17 protein-coding genes are annotated in these 16,239 nt (G+C 38.8%); 8 read left to right on the top strand and 9 right to left on the bottom strand.

All coding sequences use genetic code 11. The features are described 5' to 3' along the window. The first annotated feature begins 68 nt into the window (after window positions 1–68). The 4 genes from BN3283_RS07975 (at window position 69) to BN3283_RS07960 (ending at window position 3,571) form a co-directional block, all read left to right on the top strand. Window positions 69–860 carry a UDP-2,3-diacylglucosamine diphosphatase gene (locus tag BN3283_RS07975; protein ID WP_059027214.1) on the top strand — a complete coding sequence of 264 codons (792 nt, stop codon included), beginning with the start codon at window positions 69–71 and terminating at the stop codon, window positions 858–860. A 10-nt stretch (window positions 861–870) separates the two neighbouring features. Continuing rightward, entirely contained in the window at window positions 871–1,776 is a 906-nt protein-coding gene (locus BN3283_RS07970; protein ID WP_059026309.1) for a glycosyltransferase family protein, read from the top strand. 45 nt (window positions 1,777–1,821) lie between these two features. Beyond that, entirely contained in the window at window positions 1,822–2,727 is a 906-nt protein-coding gene (locus BN3283_RS07965) for a bile acid:sodium symporter family protein (RefSeq protein ID WP_059026308.1), read from the top strand. Window positions 2,728–3,133: 406 nt separating this feature from the next. Then, complete coding sequence (locus BN3283_RS07960) at window positions 3,134–3,571, top strand: putative signal transducing protein (protein WP_059026307.1); 438 nt, start codon at window positions 3,134–3,136, stop codon at window positions 3,569–3,571. A 9-nt stretch (window positions 3,572–3,580) separates the two neighbouring features. Here BN3283_RS07960 and BN3283_RS07955 read toward each other — a convergent pair whose 3' ends face one another. From BN3283_RS07955 to BN3283_RS07940, 4 genes are all read right to left on the bottom strand, one after another. After that, window positions 3,581–4,516: a DMT family transporter gene (locus BN3283_RS07955; protein WP_052634830.1), complete on the bottom strand. Its 936-nt coding sequence runs from the start codon at window positions 4,514–4,516 to the stop codon at window positions 3,581–3,583. Between the two features lie 75 nt (window positions 4,517–4,591). Next, a complete protein-coding gene (locus tag BN3283_RS07950) occupies window positions 4,592–5,398 on the bottom strand; it encodes a sensor histidine kinase (RefSeq protein WP_286137601.1) in 807 nt (268 codons plus the stop codon). Window positions 5,399–6,256: 858 nt separating this feature from the next. Beyond that, window positions 6,257–6,529, bottom strand: a complete 273-nt coding sequence (locus tag BN3283_RS07945; RefSeq protein WP_059026305.1) for a GNAT family N-acetyltransferase — start codon at window positions 6,527–6,529, stop codon at window positions 6,257–6,259. A gap of 77 nt (window positions 6,530–6,606) precedes the next feature. Next, window positions 6,607–7,509, bottom strand: a complete 903-nt coding sequence (locus BN3283_RS07940) for an alpha/beta hydrolase (protein ID WP_052634832.1) — start codon at window positions 7,507–7,509, stop codon at window positions 6,607–6,609. 355 nt (window positions 7,510–7,864) lie between these two features. Between BN3283_RS07940 and BN3283_RS07935 the strand changes: the two genes are divergently transcribed. From BN3283_RS07935 to BN3283_RS14315, 3 genes are all read left to right on the top strand, one after another. Next, window positions 7,865–9,202, top strand: coding sequence for a T3SS (YopN, CesT) and YbjN peptide-binding chaperone 1 (locus BN3283_RS07935; RefSeq protein ID WP_059027213.1), 1,338 nt, complete (start codon window positions 7,865–7,867; stop codon window positions 9,200–9,202). Window positions 9,203–9,211: 9 nt separating this feature from the next. Then, window positions 9,212–10,291: a trypsin-like peptidase domain-containing protein gene (locus tag BN3283_RS07930; protein WP_041504380.1), complete on the top strand. Its 1,080-nt coding sequence runs from the start codon at window positions 9,212–9,214 to the stop codon at window positions 10,289–10,291. A gap of 76 nt (window positions 10,292–10,367) precedes the next feature. After that, on the top strand, window positions 10,368–10,640 hold the full coding sequence (locus tag BN3283_RS14315; RefSeq protein ID WP_286137600.1) for a hypothetical protein: 273 nt from the start codon (window positions 10,368–10,370) through the stop codon (window positions 10,638–10,640). Here BN3283_RS14315 and BN3283_RS07925 read toward each other — a convergent pair. The 4 genes from BN3283_RS07925 to BN3283_RS07910 all read right to left on the bottom strand — a co-directional run bounded on the left by BN3283_RS07925 (window position 10,591) and on the right by BN3283_RS07910 (window position 14,892). Further along, window positions 10,591–11,487: a helix-turn-helix domain-containing protein gene (locus tag BN3283_RS07925; RefSeq protein WP_059026304.1), complete on the bottom strand. Its 897-nt coding sequence runs from the start codon at window positions 11,485–11,487 to the stop codon at window positions 10,591–10,593. The two genes, BN3283_RS14315 and BN3283_RS07925, sit on opposite strands and share 50 nt — an antisense overlap. Before the next feature lie 183 nt (window positions 11,488–11,670). Further along, on the bottom strand, window positions 11,671–12,570 hold the full coding sequence (locus BN3283_RS07920; protein WP_070807496.1) for a helix-turn-helix domain-containing protein: 900 nt from the start codon (window positions 12,568–12,570) through the stop codon (window positions 11,671–11,673). A gap of 508 nt (window positions 12,571–13,078) precedes the next feature. Next, window positions 13,079–13,993, bottom strand: a complete 915-nt coding sequence (locus BN3283_RS07915) for a dihydroorotate dehydrogenase (RefSeq protein ID WP_025836257.1) — start codon at window positions 13,991–13,993, stop codon at window positions 13,079–13,081. Beyond that, complete coding sequence (locus tag BN3283_RS07910; RefSeq protein WP_059027212.1) at window positions 13,993–14,892, bottom strand: radical SAM protein; 900 nt, start codon at window positions 14,890–14,892, stop codon at window positions 13,993–13,995. The genes BN3283_RS07915 and BN3283_RS07910 overlap by 1 nt, the downstream gene beginning before the upstream one ends. 172 nt (window positions 14,893–15,064) lie before the next feature. Here BN3283_RS07910 and BN3283_RS07905 point away from each other — a divergent pair, with 172 nt between their 5' ends. After that, window positions 15,065–15,442: a winged helix-turn-helix transcriptional regulator gene (locus BN3283_RS07905; RefSeq protein ID WP_059026302.1), complete on the top strand. Its 378-nt coding sequence runs from the start codon at window positions 15,065–15,067 to the stop codon at window positions 15,440–15,442. On the opposite strand, the gene BN3283_RS07900 is transcribed toward BN3283_RS07905, so the two are convergent. Then, window positions 15,439–15,960, bottom strand: coding sequence for a dihydrofolate reductase family protein (locus BN3283_RS07900; RefSeq protein ID WP_059026301.1), 522 nt, complete (start codon window positions 15,958–15,960; stop codon window positions 15,439–15,441). The genes BN3283_RS07905 and BN3283_RS07900 overlap by 4 nt on opposite strands. Window positions 15,961–16,239 lie beyond the last annotated feature (279 nt).

Below are 16,239 nucleotides of genomic sequence, written 5' to 3'. Positions count from 1 at the left end.
TAGTCATTGTTTCTACATCTGTTCGTAACAAAATGGTTGTTTTTTTGTCGGAGAAGATAAAAGAAATTATGACAAACAGATTAAAATTTGCAACGGTGATCCTGTCAGATGTACATTTAGGATCGGAACATTCGAAAGTGGAAGAACTGACCAATTTCCTTAAAAGTGTGAATTGTGGTAAATTGATATTGAACGGTGATATCATCGACGGTTGGAAATTACAACGGAATCCGTTCGGTCGTTGGAAGCAATCCTACACGAATCTAATCAAGGTCATCATGAAAATGATGGAGAATTACGGAACCGAAGTGATTTATGTACGTGGGAATCATGATGACTTTTTAGACAAATTGACCCCGTTGACCTTGTCCAATGTTTCGGTAGTAAAAGATTATATTCACGTTTCTTGCGGGAGGCGATACTATGTGACTCACGGTGATATTTTCGATCATATTACGACCCATATGATTTGGTTGGCGAAATTAGGAGATTGCGGATACGCTTTTTTGTTGTGGATGAATCGTATCCTTAATCAGTACAGACGGAAACGGGGTAAACCTTATTATTCTTTTTCCCAATCGATTAAACACAGGGTAAAATCTGCTGTTTCTTATATTTCCGATTTTGAGAAAGAGCTGTCATCTATCGCGGAGAGTCGCCATTTTGACGGTATTATTTGCGGACACATTCACCAACCCGCGGACAGGTATTACGGGAATATTCATTATTTGAACTCCGGAGATTGGGTCGAATCGTTGAGTGCTTTGTTGGAGTATCCTGACGGTCGTTGGGAGATATACAGTTACGAGGCGAGTACCGGCATGCAAATGGAAAGAGAAACGTTCAAGATCACGGCTTAATAGGATTCGTATGCGTTTTGTTTTTATCATTCAGGGAGAAGGACGGGGACATTTCACTCAAGCTCTTGTTATGCGGGAGATGTTGACGAGGCGGGGAGATGAAGTTGTTGAAGTTTTGATCGGGAAAAGCGAAGCACGGCAGGTTCCGGATTTTTTTCTCCAGAAGATCGATGTACCCGTGTTGACGTTTGAAAGTCCGAATTTTTTACCTTCCGTGCAAAATAAACGTCCTTCTTTATCCAAAAGCATTTATTTTAATATAGGCAGGTTACCGGTTTTCGTCAAAAGTATGCGGTTGATCCATCGCAGGCTGGAGGAGTTACAACCTGATATGGTACTGAATTTTTACGAGTTGTTGACGGGGTTGGTTTATTTATTTACGCCGCCGGATATTCCTTTGGTTTGCATAGGGCATCAGTATATGTTTTTGCATGATGATTATGTCTTTCCGCGTATTTCCCGCTTGGAATTGGCTTCTTTACGTTTTTTTACCCGGTTGACATCGGTAAGAGCGGTTCGTAAATTAGCACTCTCTTTTTACTCCTTTCCCCCTGCACCGAGAGCTTGCGTAACCGTTGTTCCGCCTCTATTGAGGAAAGAGGTACTTCAATATAAGCCGGTGAAAGGAGAGTATATTCATGGTTATATGCTTAATAGTGGTTATGTTTTAGATATTATAGCTTGGCATCGAATACACCCGGAGATTGCACTTCATTTCTTTTGGGATGAAAAATCAGCTCCGGAGACTTGGGAGGTCATGCCGGGATTTACTCTTCACCGAATTAACGATATGCAATTTCTAAACTGTATGAACGGTTGTAAAGCTTACGCCCGACGTAAATCTTCTTTGTATGAACGTTTGTATTGTAGAATTGCGGATGTATTATTATCGAGACAGAGCTGTATCTTATTTTAAGATTTCAATTATAATCGTTTCCTTTGCAGTATAAAATTTACTGTCGTGTTACAACGTTTAAAAATTTGGATGATGCCGTTGGCCATGTTGATAGGAGGGTTATTTTATCCCTTTTTCAGTAAATTAGCCGCGATGACTCCTTGCCTCATATTTTGCATGTTGCTGATTACCTATTGTCGATTGGCTTTCAGGGATATGACGTTTTCTCGTTTACATTTTCGGTTGTTGGGTGTTCAAGTGGTCGGGAGCTTTGTCGTCTACGTTTTAATCGTTCCTTTCGACCCTTTGTTGGCGGAAGGAATGATGATATGTGTTCTGGCGCCGACGGCTGTTGCCGCTACGGTGATAACCGGGATGTTAGGAGGAAGTGTGGCTTGTTTGGCGGCATATACATTGATAAGTAATCTTTGTGTTGCCTGTATTTCGCCTTTTGTTTTTTCCTTTATCGGCACTCATCAGGATGTCCCTTTTTGGGATTCTTTTTGTACCATTTGTAGACAGGTTGTTCCTTTGTTGATATTACCTTTGGCCGGGGCATGGGTTTTGGAAAGATTTATTCCGTTGGTTCATCGTAAACTGAAGAGATATCAAAGTGTATCCTTCTATCTGTGGAGCTTGGGGCTGACTATTGTGACGGGTAAAACGGTCTCTTTTATCGTGGAACAAAGCGATGTAAATTTATGGGAAGAGATAAGGATAGGATTAGCGGCATTAGTTCTTTGTTGCTTACAGTTTATGCTCGGGCGTTATTTCGGAAAGCGCTACGGGGAGGTGATTGCCGGGGGACAAGGGTTAGGACAGAAGAACACAATACTGGCGATTTGGATGGCGCAAGTTTATTTATCTCCTCTTTCGTCGATAGGGCCCGCTGCTTATGTGTTGTGGCAGAACGGTATTAATAGTTATCAGTTGTGGAAAAAGAGAAAGGATGAGATGAAATATCGAATATAACCTGCTTATTTTCGGTGTTTTATATTTGTTCGTTATCTTTTCCTTTATCCCCGTTACGAATGTTACAGCCCGAATAGCGTGCGTAGAGAAGTAGAAAAAGCAATATTATGTTCCGGAAATCAATAGGAAGAATGTTTTAATTGGTTTAAAGGTCATTGGGCAGGTTGTGTCCGAATAATGCCGCTGTTGTGGCAAACTCCGTAAAAGTAAGGGTTCCTTCGTTCGTGGTTTATTTTGCGGGAATACACGGGGAATACCGTGAATATCCCGCATTTCGTTATTAGCTCTTATAGCTTTTTACCGAATACCTGTAAAACGAGCTCTCCGACGAACGGATAAAATTTTGGAAGAATAGACGGAAAAGTCGTTTAGAAGTATTAAATTAGGAAATCTAAATGAGGAAAATATGGATTGGAGTGTAGTTCTTACGTTTACTTATCCCCAGGAGGCTTATATGGCTAAAAATTATTTAGAATCCGAGGGAATAGAGACATTTATACAGGATGAATTAACGGCCCAAAGCGGTATGTACGCTAATGCCATAGGCGGTGTTAAGCTGTTGATTCCTACTGATAAATGGGAACAAGGGATAGAGATACTGAAGGAAGGGGGATATATCGGTCCGGCAGATCTTTATCGGGAGGAAGAGATTAAGATCGTGAAATGGGAAAAAGGTATGGATAAAACCCGTTGTCCTTTTTGTGGTTCTACCGATGTCGGTAAAAAAAAGGACCCGGATAAAATCATGGTTTATATCTTGCTGGTTTTATCGGTGTTGTTTCCTATTTTCAGATCTTCGTATAAATGCTTTGATTGTCAGAAAGTCTGGAAATATAGAAAATGAAATGCGTCTCTATGCACTTTGCTTGCTGGGGATTTTCGTCCTTGTTTTTTTGTTGATAAGGATGAACCCGATGACGATCAACACGAGTGCGATAGGGTAGTGCCAAGAGAATTCTTGTAGCCCTAAAGCGATAGAGATTATGGCTCCCGTGATGGGTAGGAGGTATATGTAAATACTCTCGACAAAAGGAGAGATGTATTGTAATGCCTTAACGTTTAGAAAATAAGCAATCATTGTAGCGAAAATCAACGTGAATCCCAGTTCTAACCAGATATGGACGGGAGCTTCTCCGGTAAATACAGGAGCATGGAGTAGTTGAAAAATACCGAAAGGCAGTGTGACGATAAAAGCGGCCAGGCTCATCCATTTCATGACGACGATCGGGTTGTATTTTTGTGTGTAGGGTTTGATCAGGATCAGAAATAACGCCGAACAGACGGAGGCGGAGAAAATCAGTATATCTCCTGTAAACGAATCTTTTGCTCCGTTAGCATGAGGTACGATTGAAATGTAGAGTGTACCGGCCAAACCAAGTAAGATGCCGATGGCTTTGTTTATGGTAAATTTCGCGTGCAGGATGAAAACGGCTAATGCAATTACCACGATGGGTTGTACCGTGCGGATAACAAAAGCATCAACGGGTCCCGTGAGAGCCAAACCGTTGATATAAAGTAGCAGGTTTGCTCCCATTCCTAAAGCTCCTCCCAACATGATGATGCCGATCTCTTTTCCCGAAGGGTGGTTTTGTCGTGTCGCATGAAGGAAAAGCGAGATAAACCAGAATCCTACCGTGCTGGCGATACAACGGATTAATACCAGTCCATGGGCTCCTATCCATTCGGGCATCACGATTTTCATGAAGTTGGTATTAAAACTATATATCAATATGGTGGCTAACGCCATAAGGTGTCCTTTGTAGGCTTCTGGTTTTTGAGATATCTCCATAATTCTTTTTCGGAGATAAACGAAAAAATGAAGTTAAAGTTCCATTTTTTGATTTTTTCAATACTGAAAAAACGATCAGAGTATTAATTCCTCCTTAGGAATATCATTTTTCTTTATAGAAAAGAATACAGACGTACCTCTGTCTTTTTTCGATTGAACTCGGATATCACCTCCCAGTGCTTTGATATAAGCTTGGCAAATGGAGAGTCCTAATCCGGGGCTATCAGAAAAATCGTTTCCCCTATAAAACCGTTCAAACAGATGTATCTGTTGTTCTGCCGACATTCCGCATCCGGTATCTTCCACGACAAAGTCTACGCTATGCTGTTTTTTATTGATTTGGCAAGCAATTCGAATAAACCCTTTGTTCGTAAATCTTTGAGCGTTGGAAATTATATTCAAGAGAATTTGATGGAGTTTCATCTGGTCGGAGTATACGATAATGTCTTCTACCGTTTTGTCCAGGTAAAGTATTACATCCGGGTGAGAATAACTTAAACGGATATTGATTAAATTCTGACAAAGTTCTTTTACGTTAAAAACAGAAGGAGAAATATCGATATCAACATTGTCGATTTGCGAGAATTGAATGATATTGTCGGAAAGATGTAGTAGATTATCCGTATTTTGATAAATCAGATTGATGTATTCCTGTTGTTGAGTGGACGTGAGTTTCTGGTCTGCAATGACGAGGCTTGTCCATCCTAAAATACCGTTTAATTGATTTCTGATCTTATGTCCCAAGTTTGATAGAAATAGGGACTTGGATCTTTCGACACGTTTGAATTTTTCTTTTATATCCTCTAATCTGAGTTCATTTTGTTTTTGGTCTGTAATGTCGCATATGGTCAACAGCATTCCCCCGGAAGGTTGCGTATACATATAGGAGCCGTAGATTAAGACGTGGCAATTGTGTATCTTTTTATCTGATATTTGTATTTGCAAAGTGGCCTCTAATTTTGAAAAATTGGATTTATGCCGTAAGGAATTAGTGATTGTTTGTCGGATTATACAGGTTTTGCATAATTCACCTTTTCCACATTCTCCGGCTTCGATCGCGTTTATACAGTTGAATAGTTCCCCCACTCTTTTAGGTGAGGATGCTTGAGTGGAGGTAAGGGCATAAAAATTTGTTTTTAAGACAATGAAATCGGGATTTATCAGTAAAACGTATGCTTGAATATTTTCAAAAATACTTTCAGAAAAAGAAGTGATGTCTTTTATTTCTCGAATCTTATGTTGAAGTTGTTTTTTTAAATACAACATCTTGTATATTAATAAAACAACTACACCACATAATAGAATGATAAAAATATGATATGCTATTGAATTCAAAATCTAAAAGTCGATAATATACAAAGATTGCAAAAAAAATTCTTATGCCAATGAAAAAGAGTTGAATTTTTGCAGACATTTTAGCTGATGAAAAAAGGATCAATAATTAAATGTTTGTTGATTGACGGATAAGTGGGGGGGAAAGAAAAATGAAGATGACGGGTAAACACAATGAATTGCCGGACCGTCAAATGAACGGACGGTACCTCGTCTTGCGATGAGCGGAATCCGTCAATTGGGGTACCTTGTCTATCTCTCTTTGGTCGGAGATAGGTGACCGTATCAATAGAAGTTACACCTGATTCGTCGGCGGAACGAGTCGTTTCGATGACGTTTGGCTCTGTACGATCATAAATAAAAAACCGGAAGCTTTAGATCCCGGTTTTTTCAGACACCGTGTTTCTGTTACGAGAATATCAAATTCTGATATTCCGGATGCCGGGCAACATAACTTCTGGAAAAAGGACAAGTGGTAATCACTTTTAAATGATTTTCCCGGGCATACTCTAAGGCATGTTTTACTAAAGCGGAGGCATATCCTTTGTTTTCCATCTCTCCCGGGACATAGGTATGTATGATGTCGATTCCTTCTTTGAAGGGTTTGTATTCAACGACTGCCGTATGTCTACCGTCCCGAATCTCAAATTTGTGATCGTGTGTGTTGTGTATAATTTCCATGATTTACAGATTAAATATTTATAATATATTTTATACGTAAACAGCATGGATATCGTTTGTCGTTTCGGGTGAAAACTTTACAGGTGTTCTTCTACAGAAAGTAATTGTCGTTTTTCTCTGTTCAGGTCGTTGAATGCAATGTCTATTTTGTAATTTTTTTTGTTTATAATGCAATTTCGAATGAACCATACGATGGAGTCCAGATCCTCCCGCATGGCAAGCTTAGAGATTTCGTGCCCCATGCCCTCGTAGCGTTTTAAATAAAAAGGATAATTTTCTAAAGTGAACAGGTCTGCCAAGTGGCTGGAACCTAAAAGTAAGTAGGTACTTAGACGCATCCCTTTGTAGATGACCACATGATCTTCTGTACCGTGGAACATCATTGTTGGAGCGGGATCTATTTCGTATTTAGGCAGTCCTGTCGTGCTGAAAAGTGCTCCGGAAAAACTGATGACCCCGGCGTATTGGAACTCTTGCGGTAAGTTCGTTGGATATTTGTTCGGGTTCCTTTTGTGCCAATCTGCCGATAGAACAACCAATGCTCCGGCACTCGATCCCGAAAGGATAATTGTTTTAGTATCGATATGTAAGGTCGTGGCATTTTTTAGAATGTAGGACGTGGCATCAAACAGATCTTCCCGGGCTATGTCGATGGCCTTTTCCAAAGGAGTTATGTTTTGAGCCGATACATCCGGATGGTCTTTTAATCCCAGTCGGTAATCTATGGATGCTATTATAAATCCCTCTTCCGCCATTCGATTAAAGTAGAAATTATATACTGCCCGATTCCTTTCTCCATGGGTAAATCCTCCACCGAAAAGGAATAGGATCACCGGGGTATCATTAGACAGATCGGACCGAGAGATAATATCCATTTTTAGTCTTTGATTATCTTTTTCCGCGTATAGGTAAGTTCGTTTTGACAAAAGAGGGTTTAACGGAGTTCCTTCGTCGGGTATGTTGAATGATGTTGTATTCATATTATCAGATCATATAAAAGGGGTTTTTGCATGTATTACGAATTGTATTATGTAAAGTTATATACTATTCAATTCATAAATATTAAGCTATTGTTTCTTATTGTCGCAAGATAGGTAAAATAATTTTTATTTGAATACTTTTAAGTTTAATGGAAGAATGGTAGGATTGGATCACAATAAAGTGCATGGTCTAAAATATTAATAAAATATATTTCCAGACCGGGGAGTTATCAATTATTTCATAATTTTATGACGTCTGTGTGATTTTGTTATTGAGAAGTATGAAGGTATTTAATAAATCTTGTTAGATAGAGATTTATGAAAACAATGTAATAAAAATTAAATGGCTGCAATTATGAAGCAAACCTTGACTTTTAATCTTTCCACTATAGCCTCGACGGAAAGTAAGTTGAATGTCGATTCGTTCGACGCGAGTGTAGAGGCTTTTGAAAGTAAAGAATATTTACGTTCTTTTTATGCTTTACTGGATTATATCAATGCAGAATTTCGCACGAAATACGGGAATGTGCAGGGGACAGAATTCAATATTCCTCATGGATCCATAGTGGTTAACTTGAGGTTGGAGGATGATGAATTGAAAATCACCGCTCCTTTTCTTTCCATTCCCGAAAAAGGACGTATTCCCCTGTTGCGTCAGATAGCCGGATTAAATTTCAATCATATGGATTTGGCACGGATTTCTCTTCAGGATGATCGATTATTTTTTGAGTATAGTTGTCCTATTGCTTTGGTTAATCCCTATAAGATTTATTATGTATTGGAAGAGATTTGTCGGGTCGGTGATAAATACGACGATGAATTCGAGGCGAAATTCGGGGCGAAACGGATTTATGAACCGAAAGTTATTCCTTATGATGCTCAGACCGTAGGCGCCGTATACGATGTCGTGCAATTAAGCTGTAAGGAGTGTATGGATGCCGTTAATTATTTCGAGGGAGGACGCAAATACGGGTACGCGTGGAATGTCGTTGATACTACGTTACTGAAGATTCTGTATTATGCTCATCCTCAAGGACAATTGCTTAATGATTTGAATAAGGCGGTTATCGATATGGACCGAGAGGATATTCCTTTGCCGGAGGTTGTCACTCACGGTAAAGAGATCGTGCTGCATGTTCAATCCATGACAAAGGAGCAATTGGCGGAAAATCTGTATTTTGTGGAGACCTTTATTCCCGGCAAACGTCGTTCCAATTTGAAAAATATACAGGAGAATTTTGAAAATACTTACGATCGGGCTTCCAATGCCTTAGAGGCAGAGGATTACATGACTTGTTGCCTGATGATTATTTATAAATTCTACGAAATGTATTTTTATAATAACGTACAGAATGATGTGAATGCTGTTGTCGTTAGAGCTTTACGAGAGACCTCTGCCAAATCATGGGAAGAGGCGGCACCTGTACTGCATGAAGCGATGGATGATATCATGGAAGGTAATTTGGAGCCGGAGGAAGAGATGGATATGTCCCAATACATGCAAAATGTTCAGCAAATGCAACAACAGGCCATGCAAGCTATGCAAGGTGTGAATATGGAAGAGATACAGAAGATGCAGCAACAAGCGATGCAGGCGATGCAAGGGATAAACATGGAAGAGTACATGAAGAATGTTCAGAATATGATGGCTTCTATGTTTGGAGGTAACAATAACGACAATAATGACAAATAAGGAGAGAACATGGAACAGAATATATTTAACGCGGTTTATAAAGTAAATCATGCCGGAGGTGCCGGTAGTTGTTTTTATCTGAAAGAGTATGATTTGTTTGTGACGAATTATCATGTTGTCGATGGGTTTCATCAAGTGGCGATACAAGACAATGATAAAAATCGTTTTTTAGCTAAAGTGGTTTTGGTGAATCCGGCTTTGGATATTGCCTTACTGAGCGTGGAAGGAGACTTTTCGCATTTGCCGGAGATCGTTTTTGCGGAGACGGATACGATACCTATCGGACAAAAGATCAATGTTGCCGGTTATCCTTTCGGGATGCCTTTTACCGTAACGGAAGGAACCGTGTCTTCTCCCCGTCAGCTGATTAATGAGAAGTACTATATCCAGACGGATGCTGCCGTTAATCCCGGTAATAGCGGAGGACCTATGTTGAACGACCAAAACGAGGTCGTTGCTATTACGGCCAGTAAAATAACCGAGGCCGACAACATGGGTTTCGGTATTCCGATAAGTTCTCTGAGGCAGGTGTTGGAACAGGTTGCCGATATGGATAGAACCGCGTTTAACGTACAATGCGGGAGTTGCGACGAGTTGATTTCGGAAGAGGACGAGTATTGTCCTTCCTGTGGTGAGAAATTGCCGGAAAATATCTTTAAGGAACAGGGACTGACAGATTTGGCTGTTTTTTGTGAGAAGGCGATCGAAAGCATGGGGATAAATCCGGTTTTGGCCCGGGTCGGATACGAGTGTTGGACGTTTCATAAAGGAAGCTCGGAGATTCGTATGTTCGTTTATCAACGTTCCTATCTTTTCTGTACGTCGCCTATTAATATTCTTCCCAAGAAAAACCTGGAACCCGTGTTGACCTATCTGCTGAATGCGGATGTGAAGCCTTATCAATTGGGATTGGACGGTAATCAGATCTATCTCTCTTATCGTATTCATATTTCGGATATTTTTTCCGAGTATGCGGACGAGATCCAAAAAAATATTACGAATTTGGCTTTTAAAGCTGACGATTTGGATAATTTTTTAGTGGATACATACGGATGCGAGTTATCGGAATACGCTAAAAAGGATGCTTAAAATATATACCCGGAAATCAATGGATTTCCGGGTATATAAAATAATAGCTATCTTTGCAGGACAAAAGATAACTATTATGAATATAGGAAAGTTTACCCGACGTGATTATATCAAGGCTAATCGCAAGGCAAGCCGAGAGGCCGAGATTGAAACTCACACCCGCCCGATCCGTTTCAATCGGGTGCACAAATCAAAAAAAGTCTATGACCGTAAAAGGATGAAGGCAGGCGATAAAAAGGGCTTGCCTTTTTTTATGTTTCCCGATAGAGTAGCATCCCCGAGAAACTTACCGACTGTTTTTAGCTTACCGTTCGATATTCATTCGGCGTGGACCCTACGATGTTTTTGAACATACGACTCAAATGGTGAGGATATTTAAACCCCAACGAATAAGCGATTTCACTAACAGATTTGTTACTTTCTATCAACAACTCTTTGACTTTGCCGATAACGGTCAATTGGATATGTTCTTGTGCCGATTTGCCTGTCTCTTTTTTTATCAAATCCCCGAAATAGTTAGGTGATAGGTGTAATTGAGCGGCACAATACTGTACCGAGGGCAACCCGATGGTTTGCGGTTTATCCGATTCGAAGTAGGCAGAGAGTAAATCCTCGAAATTTTCCAGTAGACCACGGTTTACCGTCTTTCGTATAATAAACTGACGATCGTAGAAACGTACGCAATGGTTCAGCAATACTTCGATGTTAGCGGCGATGATCTGTTTGCTGTGTTTATCGATAGAGTGTTCCAATTCTTCTTTGATTTCTCGAAAACAGTTAAGTATAATCTGGCGTTCCCGTTCTGACATGTGTAAAGCCTCGTTTGACTCGTAAGAGAAAAAAGTATACTCCTTTATTCGTCGAGCCAAAGAGGTTCCGTAAAGTAAATCGGGATGGAAAAATAGAGCCCAACCTTTGGGGTTACGGGTCTCTCCTCCGTCATCGACACCTGCAACTTGTCCCGGAGCCAGGAATACGAGTGTACCTTCCTGATAGTCGTATTTGTTACGACCGTACAAGAGAGTGCCGCAATCGAGTTCCTTAAGAAAGATGCAGTAAAAACCGAAGTTTTTGCGACTGTGTTCGAGTACCTCGAGTGTTGAAAAATCGACCACGCTCACCAAAGGATGCAGGGTCTCCACGCCCAGCCTGTTGTTGTAATCCTGAACGGTCTCTAATTTAATAATTTCACTCATATTTATTGCTTTTGGTTATAACAAAAATAAGGATTTTATATGAAAAAATATAGTTGCTTTTTGTAACCTGTAATTTGGGTTAGTAATTCCGTAATGTATGTTCATGTATTGTATATAAGCGTTTTAGTATCGGCTTGGGAAATAAGTATAAACTTGGTCTTGTTGCAAATATAAGATTACGATTTAATACTTCGATCTGTACTGGTTGGGGCCATAACCTGTTAACTTTTTGAATAATCGGCTAAAACATAAAGAAGAAGAGAAACCTAACTCTTCGGAGATTTGTAAGATTGTTTTATTGGTTTTTGACAATTGTTTTTTGGCCAACTCTATACGTTTGAGTTGAATATATTCGTGTATGGTTTTACCGGATTCATGCTTCAACAGATCGTCAAGATAGGCCGTGGATAGATGAAGTAAAACGGCACAATAGCAGGATGAGATCATACCTCTCGAACCTATTTGACCGCTCGTAAGATAATGATTTAATATTTGCTTTGTTTTTTTTATGAGGTTTTCGTTCGCTTTATGTCGAGTAATGAATTGTCGATCGTAAAAACGTACACAATGATGTAATAGTAGTTCTATTTTATTAGTTATCAATATATTGCTCTGGTTGTCTATCGGGTGATGAATTTCTTCGTTGATTCTTTCCAAGCAAGTGTGAATGATTCTTTTTTCACGAGATGAAAGGTGAAGGGCTTCGTCCTGCTGATAAAAAAAGAACGTGTAATCTTTCATATGTTCTTCGGGAAATGTCTCTTTTATCAGATCCGGATGAAAGGTCAACAAATATCCGTTTGAACAAGACATCCCGTGATTTTTTTCGGTATCGACGAGAACTCCGGGAGAGAGGAAAAGTAGTGTTCCGTCCGAATAGTCGCAAAACTTCCGTCCGTAGCCAAAGCTGTTGCATTTATATTCCTTCAACCAAACGGAATAAAAACTGAATTGTAATAAAACCTGTCGCTTTTCGTTCACTTTCGAAAAATCGATAACACTCGCTAAAGGATGTAGTGTTTTTTTCCCGAAAAAAGTATTGCATTGATGTATAGTATCTATCTTCACTATCTCTTTTTTCATCGTCGAGCATTTGTTCGAGACAAAATTAACTGCTTTCTCCTGTACTTGTTTCTCTATTTTTTTAAAACGGTAATTTTGGTACAAACATCCGTAATCTGTCTACGGTCGGGAGGTTACCATACTCCTGTTGCTGTCGTATTAGGATTTTGTAGGTTGGTTATTGTGCTTCGTTCGATTCCCTTGTAAATTAAAAAGAGAATCACCATGATAGCGATTCTCTTTATCATTTTTTATATAGCGGAGAGAGAGGGTTTTGAACCTATAGCTCTAACCGCTTATATTTCAGCTACTTTGCTTTCAAAATTTCAAATAGGTAACGAAACAGTAACGATTTTCAACCGTTAAGCCTGTCCGACTTTGACCGCTGTTTGTCTGCCTAACTTTCGGGTTCAAAGATATGGCTTTCTTTTGAAATATGCAAATCATTGAATATAAATATTCTGCGGTTAGTGCAAGGTGCAAGCTATATATATAAATATATACTTGCACCTTGCACTAAGATTTTGGCTTAAATCCCTCCTAATGCACCTGTCAAATCCTGTATATCAGAAAAACCATTTTCGTCAAGATATGAATTGATGCCGTTTATTACTTTTAGGCTTATAGTCGGGTCTATAAAATTATATGTCCCTATTTGAATAGCGGTAGCACCAGCAAGGAAAAATTCTATAGCATCTTGCCATGATGATATTCCACCTAAACCTATAATCGGAACTTTAACAGCCTTATATGTTTGCCAAACCATTCGTAATGCAACAGGTTTGATGCAAGAGCCGGACAACCCACCAGTTACAGTAGATAAGATAGGTTTACGAGAATTTATGTCTATAGCCATCCCCATAATTGTATTTATCATAGAAATAGCATCTGCCCCTGCATCTTCTACTGCTTTAGCTATATCTGCAATATTTGTTACATTTGGGGATAGCTTAACAATCAACGGCTTATTGTAAACCTGTCTGACTGCACTAACAACAGATGCTGCACCTTTAGTTGTTACTCCAAACTCCATACCTCCATGTTTTACATTCGGACAACTTATATTTAACTCTATTGCCGGAATTTTATCTAATGTGGCTACTGTTTCGGCACATTTTACATAAGATTCGATGGTCGTTCCTCCAACATTTACAATCATATTTGTATCTATGTCTTTTATTGTCGGATATATATTATTCACAAAATAATCTACACCTTTATTTTGAAGCCCAACTGCATTCAACATTCCTGATGGAGTTTCCGCCATTCGAGGGTACGGATTACCCTCTTGCGCATATAGCGTTGTTCCTTTTACAAATATTCCTCCTAATAAAGACACATCAAAGAAATCTGAAAACTCTGTTCCATATCCAAAAGTTCCCGATGCAACTGTTACAGGATTTTTAAAATCAATACCACTTATTTTTGTTTCTAATTTTGCCATTATAACGATTTTATGCGTTTACGATAATCTCTTAAATCCTCTTCCCTGAAATTATTTTTAATGGACTGTATTTCTTTTAATATCCGTTCTCTTTCTTTGGGTAGAACTCCAATAAAAGGTATGGGATTAGATACAGTGTTTGCTAAAAGATGAACACAATTAGACGGTTGGAATCGTTCAATAAACATTTCCATTTCTTCTATCCGTTCATATTCCGATGCTTCAACAAATGTCTCCGTTCCTATTTCCTCATAAAGAACTGTATCGGGAAATACGGTTAAAGAAAGTACATTGATAATATACGGATGCAACAAACTAAAGGTATCAGCCGTATTAATAGCATTGCGCTCCCCTTGCCCCTTTCCTGCAAGTCCAATCAAATACGTGAAATTATATTCAATACCAGCATTCTCCAATTTTCGACATTGTTCAACAATATCCATAACAGAATACCCTTTATTCATTTGTGACAGCGTAATATTATCTCCACTTTCTGTCCCGATAGAAATCCGGTCATATCCTAATTGACGTAATTCCATCAATTGCTCTATTGTCTTTTGTTTTATATCGCTAATTCGAGCGAAACAGCCGATATTTTGCACTTCCGGAAGATATATTTTTATTAAAGTGGCAAGTATTTTCAGTTTTTCAAAGCTAAGTACAAACGGATTTGCACCAGTTAAAAATACTCTTCGTGCTTTTGGTTGATATAGCTGGGCTATTTCTAAATTCCTCTCAACCTCCTTACGGGAAGCAACTCTAAACTGCGTGTCTTTATACAAACTACAGAATTTACACCTATGATGTGAACATCCTATAGTGGCTTGAAGCAATAGTGAATTTGCTTCGTAAGGCGGTCTCCAAACAGAACCAGTAAATTGCATTCTTTTTAATTCCATTGATTTATCCATTTTATAATCACACCAAATTTTGTATTTCCAATATATTTAGTTACTTTTGCGCAAACAAAGATATAAAGTTACTTAGTATAAAAAAAGAACTTACATAAAGGTAAGATGCTTACCACAAGGTAACTCTTGTTGATTGACAATTATTTAAAGATAAAAAAATATGGAAGAAAATCATTATAGAGAAGCGATATGTCCAGCGTGTGGCATTATAGACCGTTTTGGTGATAAATGGTCTTTAAGAATACTGGTCTTATTGCAAAAAAATGGGACAATGCGTTTTAATGAATTAATGCGCAATGTTCCTAACATATCTCAAAAGATGCTGACTACAGCATTGAAAAAATTAGAAGCGGATATGTTGGTAAATCGTAAATTATACCCCGAAATACCTCCTAAAGTAGAGTATAGCCTTACACCACTTGGTGAAAGTCTTATGCTGCCTTTAGATGGAATTATTCAATGGGCATTGGAACATTCCGATGAAATCTTGAAACATCGTAATAAAATGGAATCAATAAAGAAAAAGCAGGATAGTTAACCATCCTGCTTTTTCTTATAGTTGTAGGTCGCAAATATTACGCCCTTATTTGATTGACATTTTACTAACTGCCAATAAGAACCAAATGTTTCTCCGATAAAGCCTATTCCTTTTCCTACAAAAACCGGAATATGGCAAATAGTTATTTCATCCAATAATTCCAATTGAATTAATTCCGTTAATAATTTAGCACTTCCTATGACTAATATTTCATGGTGTTGCTTCAATCTTCTTATTGCATCCAATGGCTTTTCAGTAAGAAATGAAATATTGCTATTGGGGAGTATATTATAATCGGAATGTGAAACGACATAAATAGGCTTTGTTTTATAAACCTGCCCATCTAAATGCTCAAAAAGATAATTGTATGTATTAGCACCGAGTAATAAGCAAGAAGCATTTTCAAATAAACTTTTAGGTATCGCCCTTACGCTTTGTGGAATCCAATCCAATTCTCCATCGACAGACGCAATAAAACCGTCAAGAGATAGTGCTATAAATGATTTTATCTGCCCCATAAATATTGGTTTTAACAGTTAATAATCTTTGATAACTGCCCGCCAATGCCCCCAAAAAGAAGCGTGGCTCTTACACTGCTTCAATGCGAGGTACTGGCAATACCCAAACGAGGAACAGGCAAGACCACGCTATGATAAAACATAGCATATCCTGCGCTGAATATCCCCTCGTTTTGAAAAGTGCCAGTTTTCGCATTGGGACGTTCGGCGAACGTATATGTTATATATAAAGACGAAATCACAGCCGAAGCTGTTCAATCGCCGTTATTTTCTTATGTT

The organism is Gabonibacter massiliensis, assembly GCA_001487125.1.
Taxonomy (GTDB): Bacteria; Bacteroidota; Bacteroidia; order Bacteroidales; family Marinifilaceae; genus Gabonibacter; species Gabonibacter massiliensis.
The sequence above is the reverse complement of the archived record's forward strand: the minus strand, read 5'-3'. Positions and strand labels throughout refer to the sequence as shown.

Coding starts and splice junctions, on each gene's coding strand:
- BN3283_RS07975 (WP_059027214.1), top strand. CDS start 69: ATGACAAACAGATTAAAATTTGCAACGGTGATCCTGTCAGATGTACAT.
- BN3283_RS07970 (WP_059026309.1), top strand. CDS start 871: ATGCGTTTTGTTTTTATCATTCAGGGAGAAGGACGGGGACATTTCACT.
- BN3283_RS07960 (WP_059026307.1), top strand. CDS start 3,134: ATGGATTGGAGTGTAGTTCTTACGTTTACTTATCCCCAGGAGGCTTAT.
- BN3283_RS07955 (WP_052634830.1), bottom strand. CDS start 4,516: ATGGAGATATCTCAAAAACCAGAAGCCTACAAAGGACACCTTATGGCG.
- BN3283_RS07950 (WP_286137601.1), bottom strand. CDS start 5,398: ATGTATACGCAACCTTCCGGGGGAATGCTGTTGACCATATGCGACATT.
- BN3283_RS07945 (WP_059026305.1), bottom strand. CDS start 6,529: ATGGAAATTATACACAACACACACGATCACAAATTTGAGATTCGGGAC.
- BN3283_RS07940 (WP_052634832.1), bottom strand. CDS start 7,509: ATGAATACAACATCATTCAACATACCCGACGAAGGAACTCCGTTAAAC.
- BN3283_RS07935 (WP_059027213.1), top strand. CDS start 7,865: ATGAAGCAAACCTTGACTTTTAATCTTTCCACTATAGCCTCGACGGAA.
- BN3283_RS07930 (WP_041504380.1), top strand. CDS start 9,212: ATGGAACAGAATATATTTAACGCGGTTTATAAAGTAAATCATGCCGGA.
- BN3283_RS14315 (WP_286137600.1), top strand. CDS start 10,368: ATGAATATAGGAAAGTTTACCCGACGTGATTATATCAAGGCTAATCGC.
- BN3283_RS07925 (WP_059026304.1), bottom strand. CDS start 11,487: ATGAGTGAAATTATTAAATTAGAGACCGTTCAGGATTACAACAACAGG.
- BN3283_RS07920 (WP_070807496.1), bottom strand. CDS start 12,570: ATGAAAAAAGAGATAGTGAAGATAGATACTATACATCAATGCAATACT.
- BN3283_RS07915 (WP_025836257.1), bottom strand. CDS start 13,993: ATGGCAAAATTAGAAACAAAAATAAGTGGTATTGATTTTAAAAATCCT.
- BN3283_RS07910 (WP_059027212.1), bottom strand. CDS start 14,892: ATGGAATTAAAAAGAATGCAATTTACTGGTTCTGTTTGGAGACCGCCT.
- BN3283_RS07905 (WP_059026302.1), top strand. CDS start 15,065: ATGGAAGAAAATCATTATAGAGAAGCGATATGTCCAGCGTGTGGCATT.
- BN3283_RS07900 (WP_059026301.1), bottom strand. CDS start 15,960: ATGGGGCAGATAAAATCATTTATAGCACTATCTCTTGACGGTTTTATT.